The organism is Aeromonas sp. FDAARGOS 1416, assembly GCF_019048085.1.
GTDB classification, from domain to species: Bacteria; Pseudomonadota; Gammaproteobacteria; order Enterobacterales; family Aeromonadaceae; genus Aeromonas; species Aeromonas veronii.
Genome location: NZ_CP077301.1, coordinates 345,154 through 364,709, shown reverse-complemented (window position 1 = coordinate 364,709; position 19,556 = coordinate 345,154). Strand labels below are relative to the sequence as shown.

General features: G+C 60.8%; 14 protein-coding genes. 6 read left to right on the top strand and 8 right to left on the bottom strand.

Annotated elements, in window-relative coordinates; genetic code table 11:
• Positions 1-88 precede the first annotated feature (88 nt).
• Positions 89-991, top strand: a complete 903-nt coding sequence (locus tag I6L46_RS01705; RefSeq protein ID WP_216977224.1) for a GGDEF domain-containing protein — start codon at positions 89-91, stop codon at positions 989-991.
• 80 nt (positions 992-1,071) lie between these two features.
• On the opposite strand, the gene tilS is transcribed toward I6L46_RS01705, so the two are convergent.
• Positions 1,072-2,430 carry a tRNA lysidine(34) synthetase TilS gene (gene tilS / locus I6L46_RS01700; RefSeq protein ID WP_216977223.1) on the bottom strand — a complete coding sequence of 453 codons (1,359 nt, stop codon included), beginning with the start codon at positions 2,428-2,430 and terminating at the stop codon, positions 1,072-1,074.
• Between the two features lie 180 nt (positions 2,431-2,610).
• Between tilS and I6L46_RS01695 the strand changes: the two genes are divergently transcribed.
• Together I6L46_RS01695 and I6L46_RS01690 are read left to right on the top strand one after the other, a co-directional pair.
• The gene (locus I6L46_RS01695; RefSeq protein ID WP_216977222.1) at positions 2,611-4,644 is read left to right on the top strand and encodes a M13 family metallopeptidase; all 2,034 of its coding nucleotides are present in this window, start codon (positions 2,611-2,613) and stop codon (positions 4,642-4,644) included.
• Positions 4,645-4,702: 58 nt separating this feature from the next.
• On the top strand, positions 4,703-5,140 hold the full coding sequence (locus I6L46_RS01690; RefSeq protein WP_058059044.1) for a PliI family lysozyme inhibitor of I-type lysozyme: 438 nt from the start codon (positions 4,703-4,705) through the stop codon (positions 5,138-5,140).
• A 76-nt stretch (positions 5,141-5,216) separates the two neighbouring features.
• On the opposite strand, the gene pdxY is transcribed toward I6L46_RS01690, so the two are convergent.
• The 6 genes from pdxY to I6L46_RS01660 form a co-directional block, all read right to left on the bottom strand.
• The gene (pdxY, locus tag I6L46_RS01685) at positions 5,217-6,077 is read right to left on the bottom strand and encodes a pyridoxal kinase PdxY (RefSeq protein WP_216977221.1); all 861 of its coding nucleotides are present in this window, start codon (positions 6,075-6,077) and stop codon (positions 5,217-5,219) included.
• Positions 6,078-6,148: 71 nt separating this feature from the next.
• Positions 6,149-8,281, bottom strand: coding sequence for a lysine decarboxylase CadA (locus tag I6L46_RS01680; protein WP_043849356.1), 2,133 nt, complete (start codon positions 8,279-8,281; stop codon positions 6,149-6,151).
• 77 nt (positions 8,282-8,358) lie between these two features.
• A complete protein-coding gene (gene cadB, locus I6L46_RS01675; RefSeq protein WP_041208134.1) occupies positions 8,359-9,693 on the bottom strand; it encodes a cadaverine/lysine antiporter in 1,335 nt (444 codons plus the stop codon).
• Between the two features lie 817 nt (positions 9,694-10,510).
• Positions 10,511-12,058: a lysine decarboxylation/transport transcriptional activator CadC gene (gene cadC / locus I6L46_RS01670; RefSeq protein ID WP_216977220.1), complete on the bottom strand. Its 1,548-nt coding sequence runs from the start codon at positions 12,056-12,058 to the stop codon at positions 10,511-10,513.
• 392 nt (positions 12,059-12,450) lie between these two features.
• Positions 12,451-13,731, bottom strand: a complete 1,281-nt coding sequence (yjeH, locus tag I6L46_RS01665) for an L-methionine/branched-chain amino acid transporter (protein WP_216977219.1) — start codon at positions 13,729-13,731, stop codon at positions 12,451-12,453.
• Positions 13,732-13,832: 101 nt separating this feature from the next.
• The gene (locus I6L46_RS01660) at positions 13,833-14,732 is read right to left on the bottom strand and encodes a LysR family transcriptional regulator (RefSeq protein WP_216977218.1); all 900 of its coding nucleotides are present in this window, start codon (positions 14,730-14,732) and stop codon (positions 13,833-13,835) included.
• Positions 14,733-14,887: 155 nt separating this feature from the next.
• Here I6L46_RS01660 and I6L46_RS01655 point away from each other — a divergent pair, with 155 nt between their 5' ends.
• Positions 14,888-15,904, top strand: coding sequence for an MBL fold metallo-hydrolase (locus I6L46_RS01655; protein ID WP_203118244.1), 1,017 nt, complete (start codon positions 14,888-14,890; stop codon positions 15,902-15,904).
• A 90-nt stretch (positions 15,905-15,994) separates the two neighbouring features.
• On the top strand, positions 15,995-16,714 hold the full coding sequence (locus I6L46_RS01650) for an ABC transporter substrate-binding protein (protein ID WP_216977217.1): 720 nt from the start codon (positions 15,995-15,997) through the stop codon (positions 16,712-16,714).
• A gap of 91 nt (positions 16,715-16,805) precedes the next feature.
• On the opposite strand, the gene I6L46_RS01645 is transcribed toward I6L46_RS01650, so the two are convergent.
• Positions 16,806-18,098 (bottom strand): HAAAP family serine/threonine permease, encoded by a 1,293-nt coding sequence (locus I6L46_RS01645; protein ID WP_005338498.1) that lies wholly within the window; start codon positions 18,096-18,098, stop codon positions 16,806-16,808.
• Between the two features lie 498 nt (positions 18,099-18,596).
• On the opposite strand from I6L46_RS01645, the gene I6L46_RS01640 reads away from it, so the two are divergent.
• Positions 18,597-19,535, top strand: a complete 939-nt coding sequence (locus I6L46_RS01640) for a LysR family transcriptional regulator (RefSeq protein WP_042055187.1) — start codon at positions 18,597-18,599, stop codon at positions 19,533-19,535.
• Positions 19,536-19,556: the final 21 nt, after the last annotated feature.

Here is a 19,556-nt window from a genome sequence, read left to right as displayed (position 1 = left end):
AGTCAGCCGATCTGGCGGGCAGGAAAGATATATTGGGCATGCCAATTGCAGGGAGGAGACAGTAGTCAGGTGTTACAGGTGGAAGACCATGGAAAATACGTCGTCACTTAATGGCTTTAGCCATGGCATCGAGCAGTGGGTTCGCCAGATGGAGCGGCTTACGCCGTTGCCCAGCGTTGAACGCAACCAGTTGCTCGAGCAGTTGTTGGGGCAGAGCGATCTCGGCGGTCTGCTGACAACTTTTGCCGATCGTGCGGCAAGAATTGTCAGGATCCACGGTCTCTACCTCGATTGTGGCCAGCCCCATGTGCTGATCCAGCACCCGCCGCTGGCCACCCTCAACCTGCACAACTATCCGTTCGAACTGCGCGGCCAGCATGGCCAGCTGCTCGGCCAGCTCCACTACGAGCTGGAACATCCGCTGAGCGGCAGCCAGCAACGGGTACTGATGCAATACAATCAGCTGCTCTGCCTGCTGCTGCCCCTCTATCTGCGGCTGGAAAAACTGGATCAGCTGGTCCGGCTCGATCACCTGACCGGCCTTGGCAACCGCTCCTACTTTGACGAGGCTATCGGTCGCGCCATCGAGCAGCACAGCCGCGAGCCCCACGGTCTGGTGCTGGTGCTGCTGGATCTCGATCGCTTCAAGCAGATCAATGACACCTGGGGTCATCCGGTGGGGGATCTGGTGCTGAGCCGCTTCGCCCAGCTGCTCAAGGGGTGCATCCGCAGCACGGATCAAGCCTTCCGGCTCGGGGGAGATGAATTTGCCCTGCTGCTGCAACCGGCCGAACCCGAGGCGTGGCGCCCGGTATGGCTGCGACTGCAGCATATGTTGATGACCAACAAGGAGCTCAGCACCTTCTCGGTCGGATGCAGCCTTGGCGCCGCCAGCTGGCAATCCGGGGTCGATGTGCCGAGCCTGTACGAGGCGGCCGACAGTCACCTCTACGCCCGCAAGAAAGCAGGCAAGGCCAGCCCTAACGAATAATCCCGAACTCTTCTTTGCTCCGGCACATGCGCGCCATGTGACCGGAGCTTCTTTTTTTGGGGAGTTAACCCCCGATCAAGTCAGGGGAGATCCAGCTCAGGCAGGATGGGGGCTGCACCGCTCTCCTGCCAGTGACAGACCAGCCCGGCACTCTGTGCCATAAAACCGTCACAGACAAAGAGCCCCACCACCGCCGCCACCTGCTCGCCATAGTAGAGGATGGGAATGCGTCCCCGTTGCCACGAAGGCACGCCATACTCCTGCAGCAGCTTCTTCATCCGCCGACTACCGCCCCGTCCCACCGGTTTGAGGGGGATCCCGGGCGCTACCTGAAAACGCACCGAGAGGGGCTCATCCGCTCGGGGGTAACGCAGCAGATCCTCGCCGTGCTCCGCCATGCGCACCACCAGCTGACCCAGCCCGTCCGGCAGGGTCAGCTGCTCGCCCACTGTGACCGGCAACACCTGATGACAGGGTTGTAGATCAGGGCTCACCAAATAGAGCCGCTCCTGATAACGGCGACAGCTCTGGCGCCCCCAGTTGAGCTGGGGATTGGCATCGCCGCGCGCCAACGCTACCTCCTGCCACAGCCGGGCAAGCTGCTCACGGGATGGCATCTCCCCCCCCTGACGGCGGATCCAGTAGCGCAGCAGATTGTTGCGCCGGGTAGGTGAAAGGGCGTGCAGCGGGCCGATATGGAGCGCCTCCCCCTCGCCCGCCAGCTGCCAGTCGCTCTCGGCAAGCTCCTCCAGCAGCGCCTCCTGCTCGGCGCACAGGGCCATGCTGCGCGCCGCGGTCTGGGCCATGGCGGGCCAGCGCGCCTTGAGTTGGGGGATAAGCGTCTGGCGCAAAAAGTTGCGGTCATAGCTCACGTCCTGATTGCTCTCATCCTCCACCCAGCCAAAGGGTAGGCTCGCCGCCGCCTCGGCCAGCTCGGCGCGACTCATATCGAGCAGCGGTCGCAGCAACAGGCCGCCAGCAAAGGGCTGGCTTGGCAAGATCCCCGCCAGCCCGCGCAGACCAGCGCCGCGCTTGAGGGCCAGCAGCAGGGTCTCCAGCTGATCGTCCTGATGGTGAGCGGTGAGCAGCCACTCCCCCTCCCGCATCCGGACGGTCAGCCGCTGGTAACGGGCTGTGCGGGCCTGCGCCTCCAGACTCTCGCCATTGCCACAGGCCAGAGTCACCCGCTCGACCAGCAGCTCCACCGCCAATTGCTGACACACGGCTTCACAATGAGCGCCCCACTCATCAGCATGGGGACTGAGGCCGTGGTGCACGTGCAGGGCACGAACTGGCAGGCCATGCTCGCGGGCATACTGGGCCGCCAGCACCAGCAGCAGGGTAGAGTCGAGGCCGCCACTGAAGGCCACCAGCAGACCGGTGGAACCTTCCGGCGCCGGCATAGTCAGACAAAAGCGAGAATAAAGATGAGAAATCATAGGCTTCCCCAAAACGGACCGGCCGATCTTAGCAGAGTCGGGCTTATCAAGCTGCAACCCTGCTGCTAGAGTGAGGCTCGCCCGCCCTCTCCACCAGGCTGGCCGCAAGGCGGTCGCACAACCGGTTGGAGCAAGGAAGATGGGCAGGGAAGCAAACAATCCGAATTGGAATCAAACAAGATGAACAATAAGAAAAGCTTACTGGCCGGCCTGATTGGACTGGCCCTGCTGGCTGGCTGCAGTCAGGTACCGCAAGACTCCCCCAAACACTCCGGGCTGGCGCTGGCCAATATGGACACCCAGGTCAAACCCGGCGATGACTTCTTCCGTTACGTCAATGGCAAGTGGCTCGCCACCGCCAAGATCCCCGACGATCGCCCCGCCGATGGCGCCTTCTACATGCTGCGGGACAAATCCCTCGCCGATGTGCGGGTGCTGGTCGAGGGGCTGGCCAAGCAGGAGGCCGCCACCGGCACGCCGACCCAGCAGATCCGCGATCTCTACGCCAGCTATCTGGATCAGGCAGGCCGTGACGCCAAGGGGCTCACCCCGCTGGCACCGGCGCTGGCCGACATCGATCGGATCGGTGATCAGGCCGCGCTGGCCCGTGCCTTTGCCCAGTCGGGCCGCATGGGCGGCGGCGCACCGTTTGGCATCTGGATCGACGCCGATGCCAAATCCCCCGACCGCTATGCTGTCTACCTCTATCAAGGTGGACTGGGGCTGCCGGATCGGGACTACTACCTCAAGCAGGATACCGAGAGTCAGGCCCTGCGCCAGAAGTACCAGCAGCATATCGCCGCCATGCTGAGCCGCCTCGGGGAATCTGACCCGAGCGGCAAGGCCAAGCGGATTCTGGCCCTCGAAACCCGGCTCGCCACCATCCAGTGGGACAACGTCGCCCTGCGGGATCGGGAGAAGAACTACAACAAGCGCCCCGCCAGCGAACTGGCACGGCTCGCCCCTCATCTCGACTGGCAGGCCTATCTGAACGCCGCGGGCATTGCTGGCCAGCCGGAGCTCATCATCGGTCAGCCGACCTATCTGAGCGCGCTGGATCAGGTGATGGCCCAGACCCCCATCGCCGACTGGCAGGCCTACCTCAAGTGGCAACTGCTGACCGACTACGCACCCTATCTCGACAGCGAGACCGACCGCGCCAACTTCGCCTTCTACGGCACCACCCTGAGCGGCACGCCCAAGCAGCGCGCCAGCTGGGAGCGGGCACTGGGGGTATTGAACGATCATCTGGGTGAAGCGGTCGGCCAGCTCTATGTGGCCCGCTACTTCCCGCCAGCGGCCAAGGAGCGGATGGAGCAGCTGGTGGAGAACCTGCGCACCGCCTACGGCCAGAGCATCAAGGAGCTCGACTGGATGTCGCCCGAGACCAAGGCGCAGGCCCTCGAGAAGCTGGCCAAGTTCCGCCCCAAGATCGGCTACCCCGACCAGTGGAAGGATTACAGCGTCATCACCATCAAACCGGATGATCTGGTGGGCAACCTGCAACGCTCGCAAGCCTTTGAATACGCAGACAGTCTGGCGCGCCTCGGCAAGCCGGTCGACCGGGACGAGTGGCACATGTCGCCGCAAACGGTGAACGCCTACTACAACCCGAGCAACAACGAGATCGTCTTCCCAGCGGCCATCTTGCAGCCCCCCTTCTTCGACATGACGGCGGATGATGCGGTCAACTACGGCGCCATCGGCGGGGTCATTGGCCACGAGATGGGCCACGGTTTTGATGATCAGGGGGCCAAATCAGACGGCGACGGCATGATGCGCGACTGGTGGACGCCGCAAGATCTCAAGGAGTTCCGCTTCCGCACCAGCCGGCTGGTGGCCCAGTACAACCGCTTCGAGCCCATCAACGGTCAGTTCGTCAACGGTCAGTTCACCCTGGGCGAGAACATCGGCGATCTGGGCGGCCTCACCATCGCCCACAAGGCCTACGAGCTGTCGCTGGATGGCAAGGAGGCGCCGGTGCTGGACGGCTTTACCGGCGAGCAGCGCTTCTTCCTCGGCTGGGCGCAGGTGTGGAAAGGAATGTATCGTCCCGAGCTGATGCAGATGCTGCTGCGCTCCGACCCCCACTCGCCGCCCGAGTACCGGGTCAACGGCGTGGTGCCGAACATTCCCGCCTTCTACGAGGCATTCAACATCCAGCCGGGGGACAAGCTCTATCTGCCGCCCCAGAAGCGGGTGAAGATCTGGTAGCAACATCACGGCGGGCTCCCCGGGAGCCCGCACTCAAGAGACAGCAAGAGGTTGCAAGATGAACAGAGCATTGATGATGGCAGGGCTGCTGACCCTGCCGCTGGCGGCACAAGCCGAAGAGGGATTTAGCAAGCAGCTGACCCTCCCCTCCGGGCAGGTGATCCGGGTGGAGCAGGGGGCCGGTGAGCCCGCCTCCATCGGCAGCTATGACGTGCGGCTCTATTCGGGCCAGAACGCCCAGTTTCCACTGGATGAGTTTCAGGATGGCAAGGTGATGGCCCGCAACGGCTTTATCCGGGAGCTGAAACTGGTCGATTTGAATGGCGACAAGCAGCCCGAGCTGGTGGTCATCATCGAGAGCGCCGGCAGCGGCAGCTATCAGGATGCCGATGCCTACACCGTCAGCCCGCAAGGGGAGCTGGAGATCTTCAACCAGGTCAAGGAGCTGGAGCCCAAAGAGGATGTGGTCAAGGCGCTCAAAAGCCCGCAGGACTAAGCCCTCTCCCGACATCTGACATATAAAAAGCCCTGATGATCAGGGCTTTGTTGTTTCTGCTGTTGACGCAAATAGCCTAGAGGCGGGTCGCCCGAATGGAGACCTGCGGCAGCGCCATCTCGTGCTGGGCCGCCACCAGTTGCAGCTCGTAGGCCCCCGTCAGCCAGGTCCGGGACAGCACGGCATCAACGCTGGCGTTGGTAAGTTCGAACGCCGCTACCGGGGTACAACCCGCCAGCAGATTGGCCAGCATGGTGGCGCTCAGCAGATCCCCCACCCCGATGGGGTGGCGGGCAAAAGGGTAGAGCGGGCGGGAGAGGTGAAAAGTCCCCTCATCGCACACCAGCAGCATCTCGAAGCGGTCCATGGCAAAGCCGGCCTTGCCCAGATGCTTGACCATCACCAGCTTGACCCCTTGCGCGCGCAGCTGCTGGCACGCCTCGATAGCCTCCGGCACATTGCGGATATCGCGGCCGGTGAGCTGTTCCAGCTCCAGCAGATTGGGGGCCAGCATATCGGCGCAGGCCAGTGCCCGGTTTTTCAGAAAATCGGCGACGCCGGGTGCCACTATGCACCCCTTGTCCGGGTGACCCATCACGGGATCGCAGAAGTAGAGGGCGCCGGGATTGCATGCCTTGAGCCGGGCCACCGCCGCCAGGATCTCCTCCCCCTGCTTGGCCGAGCCGAGGTAGCCGCTGAGCAGCGCATCGCACTGGGCTAGCACACCGATCTCCGCCAACCCATCCACCAGCTGGGCGATATGGCCCGCCGGCATCACCATCCCCTGCCACCCCTCACTGTACTGGGTGTGGTTGGAGAACTGCACCGTGTTCATCGGCCACACCTCGATGCCGAGGCGACGCATGGGAAAGACGGCGGCACTGTTGCCGGCACAGCCAAAGACCACATGGGATTGAATGGAGAGCACTCGCTTCATGATGACTCACGCAAGAAAAGAGAAATTCCGGAGGGAAAAACGGGCCTTGCGGCCCGTTGTTGTCACTGTGATTAACGCAGCACCTTGACGGTGTAGCTGCCATCGGCCTGACGATAGAGGCCGTGGATGTCGGTCTCGAAGCCCGGGTAGTGGGCGCCGATCTCGCACAGCATCTCGAGGAACTCGAGCACCGGCAGAGAATCCTGGGTCACCATCTCGCCCGGCAGAACCAGCGGTACTCCCGGCGGGTACGGCAGGATCATGTTGGCGCTGATGCGGTCAACCATGTCACGCAGCGGCACTTCCACCACGTTGCCGGCCAGCTCTTGCTGCCATGCGGCGTGCGGAGTCATCTTCATCTCCGGCAGTACGTCGAACGCCTTGAACATCAGCTCCGGCAGACGGTACTTGCTGGTCAGCTCATGAATGCGCTGCGCCAGCTCCTGGATACGCATCCCTTCGTAGAAGCTCGGGTCTTCACGATAGAGGCTCGGCAGGATGCTCTTGATGGTCAGGTTCAGGTCGTAGCCACGCTTGAACTCGGTCAGGGCACGCAGCAGCTGCATCGCCTTGGACTGATCGATACCGATGGAGAAGAGGAACAGCATGTTGTAAGGGCCGGTCTTCTCGACCACGATGCCGCGCTCGTCCAGGAACTTGGAGACCAGAGAGGCAGGGATGCCCTTCTCCAGCAGCTGGCCATCACGGCCCATACCCGGAGTCAGCAGAGTGACCTTGATCGGATCCAGGTACATGTGGTTGTCATCGATGTCCTTGAAGCCGTGCCAGTCATCTTTCGGATCCAGCTTCCAGCACTCGACGGTGTCGATGTTGTCCGGCTGCCATACGTCAAAGAACCAGCCTTCGCTCTGATCACGCAGACGCTTGATCTCTTTGCGGAAGGAGATGGCGCGATCGATGGAGTCCTTGATCAGACGCTTGCCGGTGTTGCCACGCATCATGGCGGCAGAGATCTCGGTAGAGGCCACGATGCCGTACTGCGGCGAGGTGGAGGTGTGCATCATGAAGGCTTCGTTGAAGGTCTCTTCCTCCACGTCACCCTTGATGTGGATCATCGAGGCCTGGGAGAAGGCCGCCAGCAGCTTGTGGGTGGACTGGGTTTCGTAGAACACCTTGCCCGGCATCGCTTCGCCGCTCATGCCGCACTTGCCTTCGTAGATCGGGCTGAAGTTGGTGTAAGGCACCCAGGCACTGTCGAAGTGGATGTAAGGGGTATCCAGACTCTCCTTGATGAAGCCGGTGTTGTAGAGCAGGCCATCATAGGTGGAGTTGGTGACGACGGCGTAACGGGGAGCCTGGGCACCCGGTGTCGCGGCAACCTTGGCAGCGATGGTCTCGCGGCTGAATTCGCTCTGCGGGATACCACCCAGAATGCCGTAGGCGTTGCGGGTCGGACGGAAGTAGATCGGCGTCACGTCGTTCATCATCATCAGGTGAGTGAGCGACTTGTGGCAGTTACGGTCAACCAGCACTGTGCTGCCGGCCGGCGCGGAGTACATGCCGACGATCTTGTTGGCAGTGGAGGTGCCGTTGGTAACGATATAGGAGCGATCGGCGTTGAAAGTACGGGCGATGTACTCTTCGGCTTCCTTGTGCGGACCTGAGTGATCCAGCAGGGAGCCCAGCTCCGGCATGGAGATGGAGACGTCAGCCTTGAACGCGTTCGGGCCGTAGAAGTCATAGAAGATGCTGCCGGCCGGGCTCATCTGGAAAGCGGTACCACCCATGTGACCTGGAGTACAGAAGGTGTATTTACCCTCTTCCACGTACTTGAACAGTGCCTTGGTGAACGGCGGCAGGATGGCGTCCTGATACTCCTGAGTGGCCTGACCCATCTTGAGGGCGATGTCGTCAGCCATGCCGAGACGGTACTCAAAGAAGTGCACGTTCAGACGCAGGTCGGTCAGGTGAATATCCAGAGTGGACTGGTCGTTGGCGAAGGCGAAGATCGGCAGCTTCTCGTTGCGATCGTGGATCTCCTTGCACAGACCCAGAGAGTATTTGTCCCAGTCGAAGATGGCGCCGCAAACGCGGGGGTTCTTCTCAATCAGTTTCAGCAGGTCGGCGACGTCGACCGGATAAACAACCTCGAAACCCTTGCGCTCGAGGGAGGCTTGCAGCTGGCGAATGGGTTCTTCTTTAAAGAAAACGCCGAGGTGGTTGAGGATGGCAATGATATTCATCGTAATGCTCCACACGTAAAGGGGCGCTCTCCATCAGGGATGGTGAGTGAAGAGCGCTCGGAAGATAAAAGGGGAAATCAGTTGCTGGGTTGTTCGTTCAGCAGGGCATCGTGCTGACGCAGACCCAGTTTTTTGGCGTAGAACATCAGGATGATGAGCGACACCACGAAGGTAGCTGTGAGGTTGGAACCCTTGGCGCCCATCAGGGCTACCAGACAGAAGACGCAGGCCACACCGGAGAAGATCATGGCGCCGATGCTGCGGGAGGTCATGCCTTCAAAACGGATCAGGTTAATGCTGGAGTAGAAGTAGGGCAGCATGGTCAGCAGCACCGCATCTGTGGTCAGCACGTTGAAGAGATCGGCAGCGTGAGCGGACTGGGAGGTGAAGGCGGTCAGGCCAATCATCAGGGCAGTCATCTTCAGGGAGCCCAGGATCAGACCCTTCTTGGCCACGCCGTTCTTGTCCACTTCACCGTAGATTTTCGGGAAGTTGCCGTCGTTGGCGGCACGCTTGCCCGCCTCGCCCACCAGCATCATCCAGGAACCGAGCGAGGTGAAGCAGGCCAGGGCGGTGAAGGCAGAGACGAAAGGTGCAGACCAGCTACCGAAGATGGCGGAGGAGGCCATGGCAAACGGGGCGCCGGAAGCAGCCACTTCACCGGCCGGGAACATGCCGCTGATCACCTGGGTAGAGAGGATGTAGATAACACCCGCGATACCGGTACCCAGCATGGTGGCGAGCGGTACGGTGCGCTTGGGATTCTTCACCATGCCGGAAGAGACGGCGGCAGATTCAACACCAACGAAAGACCAGAGGCAGATCAGCACGGCGCTGATGACCGCATGCAGGTCGCTGCCACTGGTGGTGTTCCAGTTCTGGCTGTAGACGGCGCTGTCAAAGTGAGTCCAGCCTACCAGAGCGGTACCCACCACCGGCAGCAGGATCAGTACCAGACCCAGAGTACAGAGTCGGCTCACCCAGCTACCGCCAAGCAGGTTAACAAAGGTGAAAATCCAGACGGCGGCGATGGTGGCTGCAGCGGCCGGGATCGGGCTGTTGAGAATGGGGAAGAAGACCGAAAGGTAGGAGACGCCGGTAATGGCGATGGCCAGGTTACCGATCCAGTTGGCGTGGTAGTAGAGCACACCGGTCTGGAAACCGAATACCGGAGAGATTTCACCGGCGTAGGCAATGGGGCCACCCTCTTGCGGGTTCTTGGTAGCGAGGCGGGCGAAAACGAAGGCGAGGCCCATGGCGCCTACCAGACAGATAGCCCAGCTGAATACAGAAATGGAACCTATGTTGGCCAGTGCCGAAGGCAGCAGTGCGATACCGCTCCCCATCATGTTGCCGGCCACTACACCTGTACAGGCGATAAGGCCGATCTTCTTGCTCGTATCTAGGGACATAAGATCTCCGGGTCTTTAAAAAGGTCGGGTCGTCACATACACAGTTGGCACAACGTCCGGCCAACGAATGGGCACAGACTAGGCCTCTCGTCCCCGAAAAACATAAGGAGCAGCTAACGGATAAAAATATGAGGCAACTTTTTTCACCCCCTTCACCAACTCGATAAAAAACCTTTAAAAACAGTAAATTGATGATGACTATTCGAGCTTTCTTGATAAAACCTTGATATCCAGTGACCCGGTTTTTTCGCCTTGATAACCCCTTTATCTCGCCGTCTTGATATTTTTCCCGCGATAACCCCGGGATAAAGGGGCTCGCACAGAACCGCCCCCGCTCTCGCCCGCCCTGCCCATCTCATCGACCCGGCCAATCCCATCGCCGTCAGTGCCATCTGCTATGGAATTTGCCCTCCCCCTGAATGGCAACAGCTCTGCCGCTCCAGGGTGATCGGCTCGCTCAATTCGCTGTTGGCAACCCGTGCGGCGTCATGGCCACACACGCCAAATGACGCAATCGGAAGAAGTTCACTCCGGCTGGACATAGATAGCAGGAAGCACGGGAATGCAGGAATGCAGGAATGCAGGAATGCAGGAATGCAGGAAATGGATGATGCGAAAAAACGACTAGAACCAACGATGTACCCGGCACGGTTCGCCGGAAGCTCACCCGGGGTAGCTCCCCACGATATGGCTTGCAGATAGCCTCTTTTCAGGAGTCGCAAGCCTGATAAAAGGCGGCCAGAAACGGCTCAGGCCACCCGAAGGTGGCCTGAGAGAAAGGATTGCCGTCATACCGATAGCAACAAAGGAGGCAGGATTAGAAGAGTTTCACCTTGCTCTGACCCAGCGCATCGAACAGTGCCGGGGTGAGGGTCTCCATATTGCTGTAGAAACCGAGCTGCTGGCAGAGCAGATAGGTCTGCTCGGTCGCCTCCATCAGGAAGGCCTGACTGTAGGCGTCCCCCGCCTCTTCCGGACGGCCATCCAGCTCCGCAAGCTTGCCCTGCAGTATGTAATAGAGCACCGAGCGGCCGCGTTTTGCCGCCTGCTCCAGCAGATAGTTCGCCTGTTGCTGCTCGCTGTTGAGCACCGCCTGCAGCGCCAGCGCCTCCCACACCCGGGATGGCAGGGCGCCGCCATTTTGCACCACGCGGGCGAGATGGGTTCCCACCTCCTGCAGTCGCTCACTCTCGGACTTGCCAGCCAGGGTGGCCAGCACCTCACCGGCCAGATAGCGCTCCGCCAGCAGCAGCGGCTGATCAGGCTGGAGCGCCAGCGCCTCTTCGAGCAGCTCGATACCACGCTTGAGGGCGACCGGATCCCGGCTGTTGGTGTAGTAGTGAGCCTCCATCATCGCCATCAGGGAGGCATCATCGGTGGGCCAGCCCATCCCCGGCTCGGCATCGGGTTGGTCGAGGGCGCGCAGCAGATCCTGGCTGCTGGCCTGCAACACACCGTGCACACTGTGGCGACTGAGCTGGTACTGATGGCTGAACAGCACCCGGTTGGTATTGATATTGCGATACTCCAGATCGAGATAGGTGCCACGGGGCTGGCGGGTGACCCGCACACTCAACTCCTTGCCGGGCATGATGCCCCCCATCAGAGTGGTGGCGCCGTACTGCACCCGCAGCGGCGTAGCCACCGCCACCTCCCCCATCAGGGCGCGGGTAATGCCATCGGCGAGGCGCACGTTCTCGTTGTTGTCATCCATACCGGAGTGGAAGCGGAACACCAGCAGATTGGGATCCAGCATGGCGTGTACCTGGGGACTGGTGTGCTGGTAGCTGAGCATGCTGACAATGGCGATCAGCACGATGGCAACGAAGATATCGAAACTCACCATCTTCCAGCGGCTGCGAGCATCCTTGGCATGGGTGGAGATGGCACGGGTCAGGGGCCCGGCGGGAAAAGGGGCGACATTGGGCTGTGCATCATCATCCTGAAGAGCCGCTGGCGGGCTCAGATCGGAGAGCGTCGGGTTGTCGGAGAGAGCGGTATTGACCGCGGGCTGCTCGTCCGCCATCACCACAGAAACCACCTGCAACGGCCGCACCGGTGCCACCAGCTTGTAGCCGCGCTTGGGTACGGTGACGATATAGTCAGTCGCATCGGTGCGACCATCTTTGAGGATCTTGCGCAGTTCGAAGATGGACTGGGTCACCACCTGATCGGTCACCTCGGCGCCATCCCACACCTCGTTGATCAGGGCATCGCGACCAAACACGGTGCCGGCATTGTGGGCCAGAAACCGCAACAGATTGACCAGTCTGGGTTCGAGGTAGACCTCGCGGTCGGGGCGACACAGCATGTTGTCGTCAACGCTCAGGGTCCAGTCGTGGATCTCAAAAACCGATTCGCTCATGATTCACTCGCTGCAGATGGTGACAATGCACGATGAGAGAGACGCAAAACCCGGGCTGACTGAACGGAACAAGGCGCTATCACCACAGGTGACAGATAAAAAGAGAACCGAAGCAATCACATCTCTGAGAGTCAGTCTGGCCAGGCCATCCTGTTTACGTCTGAAGGGCATCCTTGCGGGCATTCCGACCACCGGGATCGGAAGGGATCACTTTAAGCAAAACGGGAGCTGGATCCCACTTTTTTTGGCTATAAATCGCCGTTGAGTTGATCCGACACCGCACTTTTCGGCAAATAGCGTGCCAACTAGTATTCATATGAACATCCCATATGCCGGAATCAAAAAGCCCTGAACATCAGGGCTTTCTCATTTCTTCGACAATCGGGGAGACGTTACTTCGCCAGCGGGAGCGCATCCTGCTGACGACTGCGGCGCAGATGACGCCGCCACAACGAGAAGCCGCCGTAGCCAAGACTGAGCACCACCGCATAGAGCACCTGAGTGGAGAGTGCCACCAGCACCAGAGCGCAGAGCAGTACGCTCACGCCCGCCAGTCCCTTGCCCACCCCGCCGAGCAGACGCCAGCCCGCCGCCATGCAGAGCAGGTAGACCAGCACGAAGTTGCCGTTGGCGTAGCGGATCAGCTCATCGAGCGGCAGTCGCAACCAGATGATGAGGGTGATGCAGAGCAGACAGATGGCGAGCACTAGGCCGAGCGCCCGCAGCGGCGCGCCGCGCGCGGTGAGCACGGCCAGCGAGGGGGGCAACTTGCCTTCCCGTGCCATGCTCCAAATAAGCCGGGCAAAGCCCTGAATGTAGATGTTGATGCTGGCAAAACAGGAGAGGTAGCCGAGCACCGCCACCAGCCACTTGGCGGTGGGGCCGAACAGCAGCGCCAGCAGGGAGGGGATGGCGGTGGCGTTTTTCGCCTCATCGCCGTAGAGGCCATATTTGAGCACCACCAGCGAGTGCACCCAGTAGATAAGCCCCGCCAGCAGCACCCCGCCGAGCAGGGCGATGGGGTAGTCCCGCTCCGGCCGCTTGAACTCCTCACCCATATGGGCGAAGGCTTCCAGCCCGACGAAACACCAGAACATCACCGCCAGCGCGGTGGCCATAGGGGGCCACTCATCCGCGCTAGGCAGCGGCCGGGCCGCATCGCGCCAGCTCACCTCCCCCTTGAACCAGATCAGCAGGGTGAGCCCCAGAATGGCGAGCGCTATCAACAGTTGCAGGTTGCCGGAGGAGCGCGCCCCGCGCAGCCCCAGCAGAAAGACCCCGAGCAGGGTGAGCAACTGGATGGCCCAAAGGGTCCACTCCCCCATCTCGAACAGGGCGTGCCAGAAACCGGCGGCAATCATCAGGGCGGCAGGCAGCCCCACCGGCAGCACAGCCAGAAAGAGGAAGGCGGAGAAGCGCTCGGCGCCGTTGCCAAAGGCGAGGCCGATCAGGTGCGGCGCGCCGCCCGCATGGGGATAGCGACGGCCGAGGCGAGCAAAGGTAAAGGCGATGGGCAGCACCAGCGCAATCAGCAGCAACCAGGCCCAGAGCGAGGCCCCACCCGCCAGCGAGGCGGCGGTCGCCGGTACCACGAAGATCCCGGTGCCAAGCAGCGAGGTGGCGAGCAGCCCCATCCCCTGCCAGAGCCCGAGATCCTTTTTCAACCCAGACATATCCTTTTGTCCCGACTAGAAAAACATCCCGCCATGTTAGGCCTGCTCCGCCCCTTTGTTAAGCACGATGGTTAAGCGCGGTGGCGAGAATATGCAGCCTTTTATTCAGGCTCGGGCTCAGCTTGCAGGGACTCGGCCAGAAAATCCCCCAGCAGGGTGATCTTGAGCACCTGCCGCCGCGCCGCCGGATAGATGAAGTAGAGGGTCTTGGCCGGGCTCTGATAGCGACCAAGCAGCGGCAGCAAACGCCCCGCAGCGATATGCTCACGCACCTGTTCGGCCGGCTGCAAGGTGATGCCAGCCCCGGACAGTGCCGCCGTCAGCAGCGCCGGCCAGTGGTTGATGCGCAGGCGCGAGGCGACCCGCACCTCCTCGCTCTGGCCATCCTCACCGACAAACTGCCAGCGCTCGTGCTCTCCCCAGTTGCCGTGCAGACACTGGTGGCGGGCGAGATCGGCCGGATGACGGGGTACGCCGTGACGATTGAGGTAGTCGGGGGCCGCGCAGAGGCGGTAGTGCTGGGTCAGCAGCGGACGGGCGATCAGCGCCTCATCCTGCGGGCGCAGGGTGCGGATGGCGGCATCGAACCCCTCCTCCACCAGATCGACCCAGCGGGGGGTGAGCTGCAGATCCACCTCCAGCTTGGGATAACGGTCGAGAAAAGCGGGCAACAGCGGCACCAGCCGGTGGTGGCCAAAACTGAGGGGGGCGGCGATGCGCAGCCGTCCGGCCGGCTCGGCCAGCAGGTTCTGGGTGAGTGACTCGGTCAGAGCCAGCTCCTCCAGCACCCGCTGGCAGCGAGCGAGAAAGAGCTGGCCCAGTTCGGTCAGGGTCTGCTGGCGGGTGGTCTTGTGAAACAGCTTGCCCCCCAGCCACTGCTCCAGCCCCAGCACATGCTTGCCCACCATCTGGGCGCTGATCCCCTCTTCGCTCGCCACCGCGCTGTAGGAGCCGAGATCCACCACCCGGGTGAAGATACGCATGCTGGTCAATCGGTCCACAACCCCTCCTTTTTGCCCTTTTCAAGGCCATTTGGCCCGCGACCAGGGCCCTAATTCACAACCTAAAGTTTAGTAAGAAATGAATTCTAGCCAATTTATTCAACCTTTAGTTACCAATACAGTGATGCCGTCCCTTCCCCACAGGATAAATTCCCATGAAAAGCACCTATCTGGCCGCCCTGCTGGTCGGTCTGCTGGCCAGCGGCGCCAGTCAGGCTGCCGAGAGCAGCTTTATCAGCAACCACGCCCCTGCCTCAGCAACTCAAGCCCGGCACGATATCTTTCGGGTCAGCCTGCTCGGCACCGGCACTCCGGTACCCCAGATCAGCCGGGGTGGTTACAGCACCCTGGTCGAAGCGGGCAACCAGAAGCTGGTGTTCGATTTTGGCCGCAACTCCGCCACTCGCCTGTGGCAGCTGCATATCCCCATCGGCCGGGTCAACGCCTTCTTCCTCACCCACTTTCACTCAGACCACACCAACGGGCTGGCGGATCTCTGGTTGACCGGCTGGCTGCAACCGGCCTATGGCCAGCGCCACGCGCCGATGGAACTCTACGGCCCCAAAGGCACCACAGCTCTCGCCCGTGGCTTGCAGCAGGCCTACGCCACCGACATCGCCACCCGGGTCAAGGATGAGGGAACGCCGCTGGATGGGGTGGAGATCAACAGCCACGAGGTCACCGCCGGGGTGGTCTACAACCATGACGGGGTCAAGGTAACCGCCTTTGACAACGACCACGGGGTCAACATCAAGCCGTCATTCGGCTATCGCATCGACTACCACGGCCACAGCGTGGTGCTCTCCGGCGATACCCGCTACAGCCCCGAAGTGGTGAAGCAGGCCAAAGGGGCCGACCTGCTGGTGCACTGCGTCTCCATGACCTCTGCCGAACAGATGAAGGCCAACCCCGGCTACAAGGCGATCGCCGGTCACCTCGCCTCCCCTGAGCAGGCGGCGCGGGTAATGAACGAAGCCAAACCGGCGCTGACCGTGTTCAGCCATATCGGCCTCAACGGCAAGATCAGGGTGAAGGATCTGGCGCAGGATCTGCGCGCCCGCTACTCGGGCCCCTTTGTCATCGGCAACGACCTGATGCAGATTGATCTGCCTACCACGGCCTCCGGCAAGGGCTATGCCCTCTGGCAGTCGGAGAATATCGACAACAAATAGAGGCACGGATGCCGGTCAGCCATGGCCGGCATCCGCAATCGACACCGGGGGCTATCTTTAAGGGGTGTTTGACCACAAGGAGTTATCCCTATGAGCCTGAAATGGAAGCACCTCGCCCTGGCCACTCTTCCCTTGTTCGGCATGTCGGCCGCTCAGGCGGCAGTGTTGACCAGCCTTGAATGGCCCCCTTACACCAGCGCCAGCCTCCCTGAACAGGGCAAGAGCAGTCAGGTGGTGACCGCAGCCTTTGCCCTGGCTGGCAACCCGCTGACTATCAAGTTCTATCCCTGGCAACGGGCCGTGGACGAGGCAACCAACAACCCCGAGGTACTGGGTTATTTCCCCGAGTATCTCGACCCCAAGAGCAGTTGCCTCTTCTCTGACCCCATAGGTAACGGCCCCCTCGGCTTTGCCCAGCGAGCCGATCAGCCAGTCACCTGGCAGACCCTTGATGACCTCAAGGGCAAGAAAATTGGTGTCGTCACCGGCTATGTGAATACCACCGAGTTCGACGAAAAGGTGGCCAGCAAGGCGCTCTCGGCCGACGCCACCAGCTCGGACAGCCAGAACCTGCTGAAACTGGGCAACGGTCGGCTCGATCTGGCGGTCATCGACCAGAATGTGATGACCTATCTGCTGGAGAGCGATCCCCAGCTCAAGGACGTCGCCGCCAACCTCGGCTTCAACGGCAAGATCCTCGAGGACAAGTCCCTCCACGTCTGCTTTACCAACTCCGCCAAAGGGAAAGAGGCACGGGACAAATTCAACAAGGCGCTGGCCAGCGATGAGGTGAAGAAGCTGATGAAGTAGCGATACCGCATCCGCTCGCCGCCCCAAACAGCCATAAAAAAAGCCGCCTCTTGCGAGGCGGCTTCTTCATTCAACTTGGTAACCGGAGTTATCAGGCAATCAGCTTGTAGATGATACCGGACATGGCGATCAGGCCGATGATGGTCACGAAGCCGTTGCTGATGTTGCCAGCGTATTTGCGCATGGCCGGAACCTTGGTGATGGCGTACATCGGCATCAGGAACAGCAGCATTGCGATGATCGGGCCGCCCAGGTCTTCAATCATGCCGAGGATGCTCGGGTTGATGGTAGCGATGGCCCAGGTGGTCAGGATCATGAACACGGCAGTGACTTTGTTCAGCTGCTTGGTGTCAACGTTCTTGCCCTTCTCGCGCAGCGCCTTGGCCATCAGGCCGTTCATGCCCTCTTGCGCACCCAGGTAGTGACCCAGGAAGGATTTGCTGATGGCAACCATGGCGATCAGCGGAGCCACAGTACCGATAACCGGGTTATCGAAGTGGTTGGCCAGGTAGGACAGGATGGAGATGTTCTGTTCTTTGGCAGCAGCCAGGTCAGCCGGGGAGAGGCTCAGTACGCAGCTGAATACGAAGAACATAACGGTCATTACCATCATGACGTGGGCGCCCAGCAGGATGTTGCTGCACTTCTTCTCGGCACCTTCACCGTAACGACCTTTGTTGTCCACCGCGAAGGAGGAGATGATCGGGGAGTGGTTGAAGGAGAACACCATTACCGGGATAGCCAGCCACAGGGTCTTGATGAAGTCACCGTTGAAGGCGTCGGACAGGGCCGGAGCTTCAGTGATGATGGCACCGTTCCAGTGCGGGATCAGGTAGAACGCCAGACCCATCAGGGTGAGCACGAACGGGAATACCAGCACGCTCATCGCTTTGACGATAACCTGGCCGCCCAGACGAACAACCGCCATCAGACCGAGGATCAGGGCCAGTGACAGAACGGCACGGGGAGGTGCAGACATGCCCAGCTGGTGAACAATCACGCTCTCGACGGTGTTGGTGATGGCGACTGAATACATCAGCACGATCGGGTAGATGGCAAAGAAGTAGAGCAGGGTGATGAATTTGCCTGCGGTCTTGCCGAAGTGCTCTTCTACTACTTCAGTGATGTCGCCATCACGGGTAGAGCCGGACAGCACGAAGCGGGTCAGACCACGGTGAGCAAAGAAAGTCAGCGGCAGCGCCAGGATCAACATGGCAACCAGCGGCCACAGGCCACCTACACCGGCGTTGATTGGCAGGAAGAGCACACCGGCACCGATCGCGGTACCGTACAGACCCAGCATCCAGACCACATCGGCCTTGTTGACGCCGCGGGAGGTGTTGCTGGCTAAACGACCATCAGCTGCAATATTCATGTCAGACATACGTTGTTCCTGTCATCTAGGAAAATGGGATTCTTGTTTGGTCGGGCCTTGGCCCGGTTCCATCTCCCTGGAACGCCTGCTGTCCGTCCTTGATATTAACCTCTCGCCCCCCGGCAACCTGGCCATCACTCCTTGTGACAACAGGATTGCAACAAACAACAGTGCGAGATTTTGACCCTGAGGGTCGGCGCCCGTCTCACTTAACAACCGATTAACGTGCGCCACTCTTGATGGGCTGACTTTAATTAAATGCCCTTATTAATCACAGCGTTTTTTTGAATTAATCAACCAAAGTTTGATTTTGGTCGCCTTTCGGACGACCAAGATCACACTCAAAGCGCCTTATTGTGAGTTTTTTTTAACAATTAAACTTAGTTTCACTGGAATCAATGGCCTGCGAGAAGCTACATATTTGCAACAAGCCACCCGTTTAGCGCGGATTGTGTGCAGCACTGCCTTGGCGTACCCTTGTGACTCACGCCTTTTTGTTGATTGATGATGACCATTACCCGTACCGATCTCGCCGAACTGGCGGTGTTTGCCGCCGTCGCCCGTCACCGCAGTTTCAGCAAGGCCGCCCTCGAACTCGGGGTCTCCGCCTCCGCCCTCAGCCATAGCCTGAAGGGGCTGGAAGCCCGTCTGGGGGTGCGACTGCTCAACCGCAGCACCCGCGCCGTGGTGCCGACAGAAGCGGGCCAGCGGCTGCTCAAACAGCTGCTCCCCACCCTCAATACCCTGGAAGAGGCGCTTTGCGAGCTGGCCCGCAACAGCGACGAGCCGGTAGGGCGACTCAAGCTCTGCGCTCCGCGCGGCGCCATCGACAGCCTGCTGGCACCTGTGCTGATCGACTATCTGGCCCGTTATCCGCGGATGCAGGTGGAGGTAGTGGAGCAGGAGCTGATGCCCCGGCTGATTGAAGATGGTTACGATGCCGCGCTCTTTTATGGCGATCTGCTGCCCAAGGAGATGATCGGCATCCCCCTCGGCCCGCCCCAGCGTTATCTGGTGGTGGGCTCCCCGGCCTATCTGGCGGAGCACGGCACGCCCGAGCACCCGAGCGAGCTGAGCCGCCACGCCTGCATCGGATATCGCCTCACCCCGCACCACCACTATCGCTGGGCCTTTGCCGCCGACGGCACCATGCTGGAGATTGAAGTGACCGGGCCGCTGACCACCAGCACCCCTGCCCTCTATCTGGGCGCCGCCGAGGCGGGGCTGGGGCTCGCCTACTGTTTGGAAGAGGAGGTAAGCCAGAAGGTCGCGGAGGGGAAACTGCTCACCGTGCTGGAGCCCTGGTGCCCCACCTTTGCCGGCTTCTACCTCTTCTATCCCAGTCGGCATCAACTGGGCAGCGGCCTGCGCATCCTGATCGACATGCTCAAGGCCCACTACCAAAACCCCGGATTAGTGAGTAATACTCAGCAATTCATCAAGTGAAACCCTGATTATCACCAAATA

Excerpts from the sequence above, each read along its gene's own strand:
- I6L46_RS01705 (WP_216977224.1), top strand. The coding sequence starts at position 89 with ATGGAAAATACGTCGTCACTTAATGGCTTTAGCCATGGCATCGAGCAG.
- tilS (WP_216977223.1), bottom strand. The coding sequence starts at position 2,430 with ATGATTTCTCATCTTTATTCTCGCTTTTGTCTGACTATGCCGGCGCCG.
- I6L46_RS01695 (WP_216977222.1), top strand. The coding sequence starts at position 2,611 with ATGAACAATAAGAAAAGCTTACTGGCCGGCCTGATTGGACTGGCCCTG.
- I6L46_RS01690 (WP_058059044.1), top strand. The coding sequence starts at position 4,703 with ATGAACAGAGCATTGATGATGGCAGGGCTGCTGACCCTGCCGCTGGCG.
- pdxY (WP_216977221.1), bottom strand. The coding sequence starts at position 6,077 with ATGAAGCGAGTGCTCTCCATTCAATCCCATGTGGTCTTTGGCTGTGCC.
- I6L46_RS01680 (WP_043849356.1), bottom strand. The coding sequence starts at position 8,281 with ATGAATATCATTGCCATCCTCAACCACCTCGGCGTTTTCTTTAAAGAA.
- cadB (WP_041208134.1), bottom strand. The coding sequence starts at position 9,693 with ATGTCCCTAGATACGAGCAAGAAGATCGGCCTTATCGCCTGTACAGGT.
- cadC (WP_216977220.1), bottom strand. The coding sequence starts at position 12,058 with ATGAGCGAATCGGTTTTTGAGATCCACGACTGGACCCTGAGCGTTGAC.
- yjeH (WP_216977219.1), bottom strand. The coding sequence starts at position 13,731 with ATGTCTGGGTTGAAAAAGGATCTCGGGCTCTGGCAGGGGATGGGGCTG.
- I6L46_RS01655 (WP_203118244.1), top strand. The coding sequence starts at position 14,888 with ATGAAAAGCACCTATCTGGCCGCCCTGCTGGTCGGTCTGCTGGCCAGC.
- I6L46_RS01650 (WP_216977217.1), top strand. The coding sequence starts at position 15,995 with ATGAGCCTGAAATGGAAGCACCTCGCCCTGGCCACTCTTCCCTTGTTC.
- I6L46_RS01645 (WP_005338498.1), bottom strand. The coding sequence starts at position 18,098 with ATGTCTGACATGAATATTGCAGCTGATGGTCGTTTAGCCAGCAACACC.
- I6L46_RS01640 (WP_042055187.1), top strand. The coding sequence starts at position 18,597 with ATGACCATTACCCGTACCGATCTCGCCGAACTGGCGGTGTTTGCCGCC.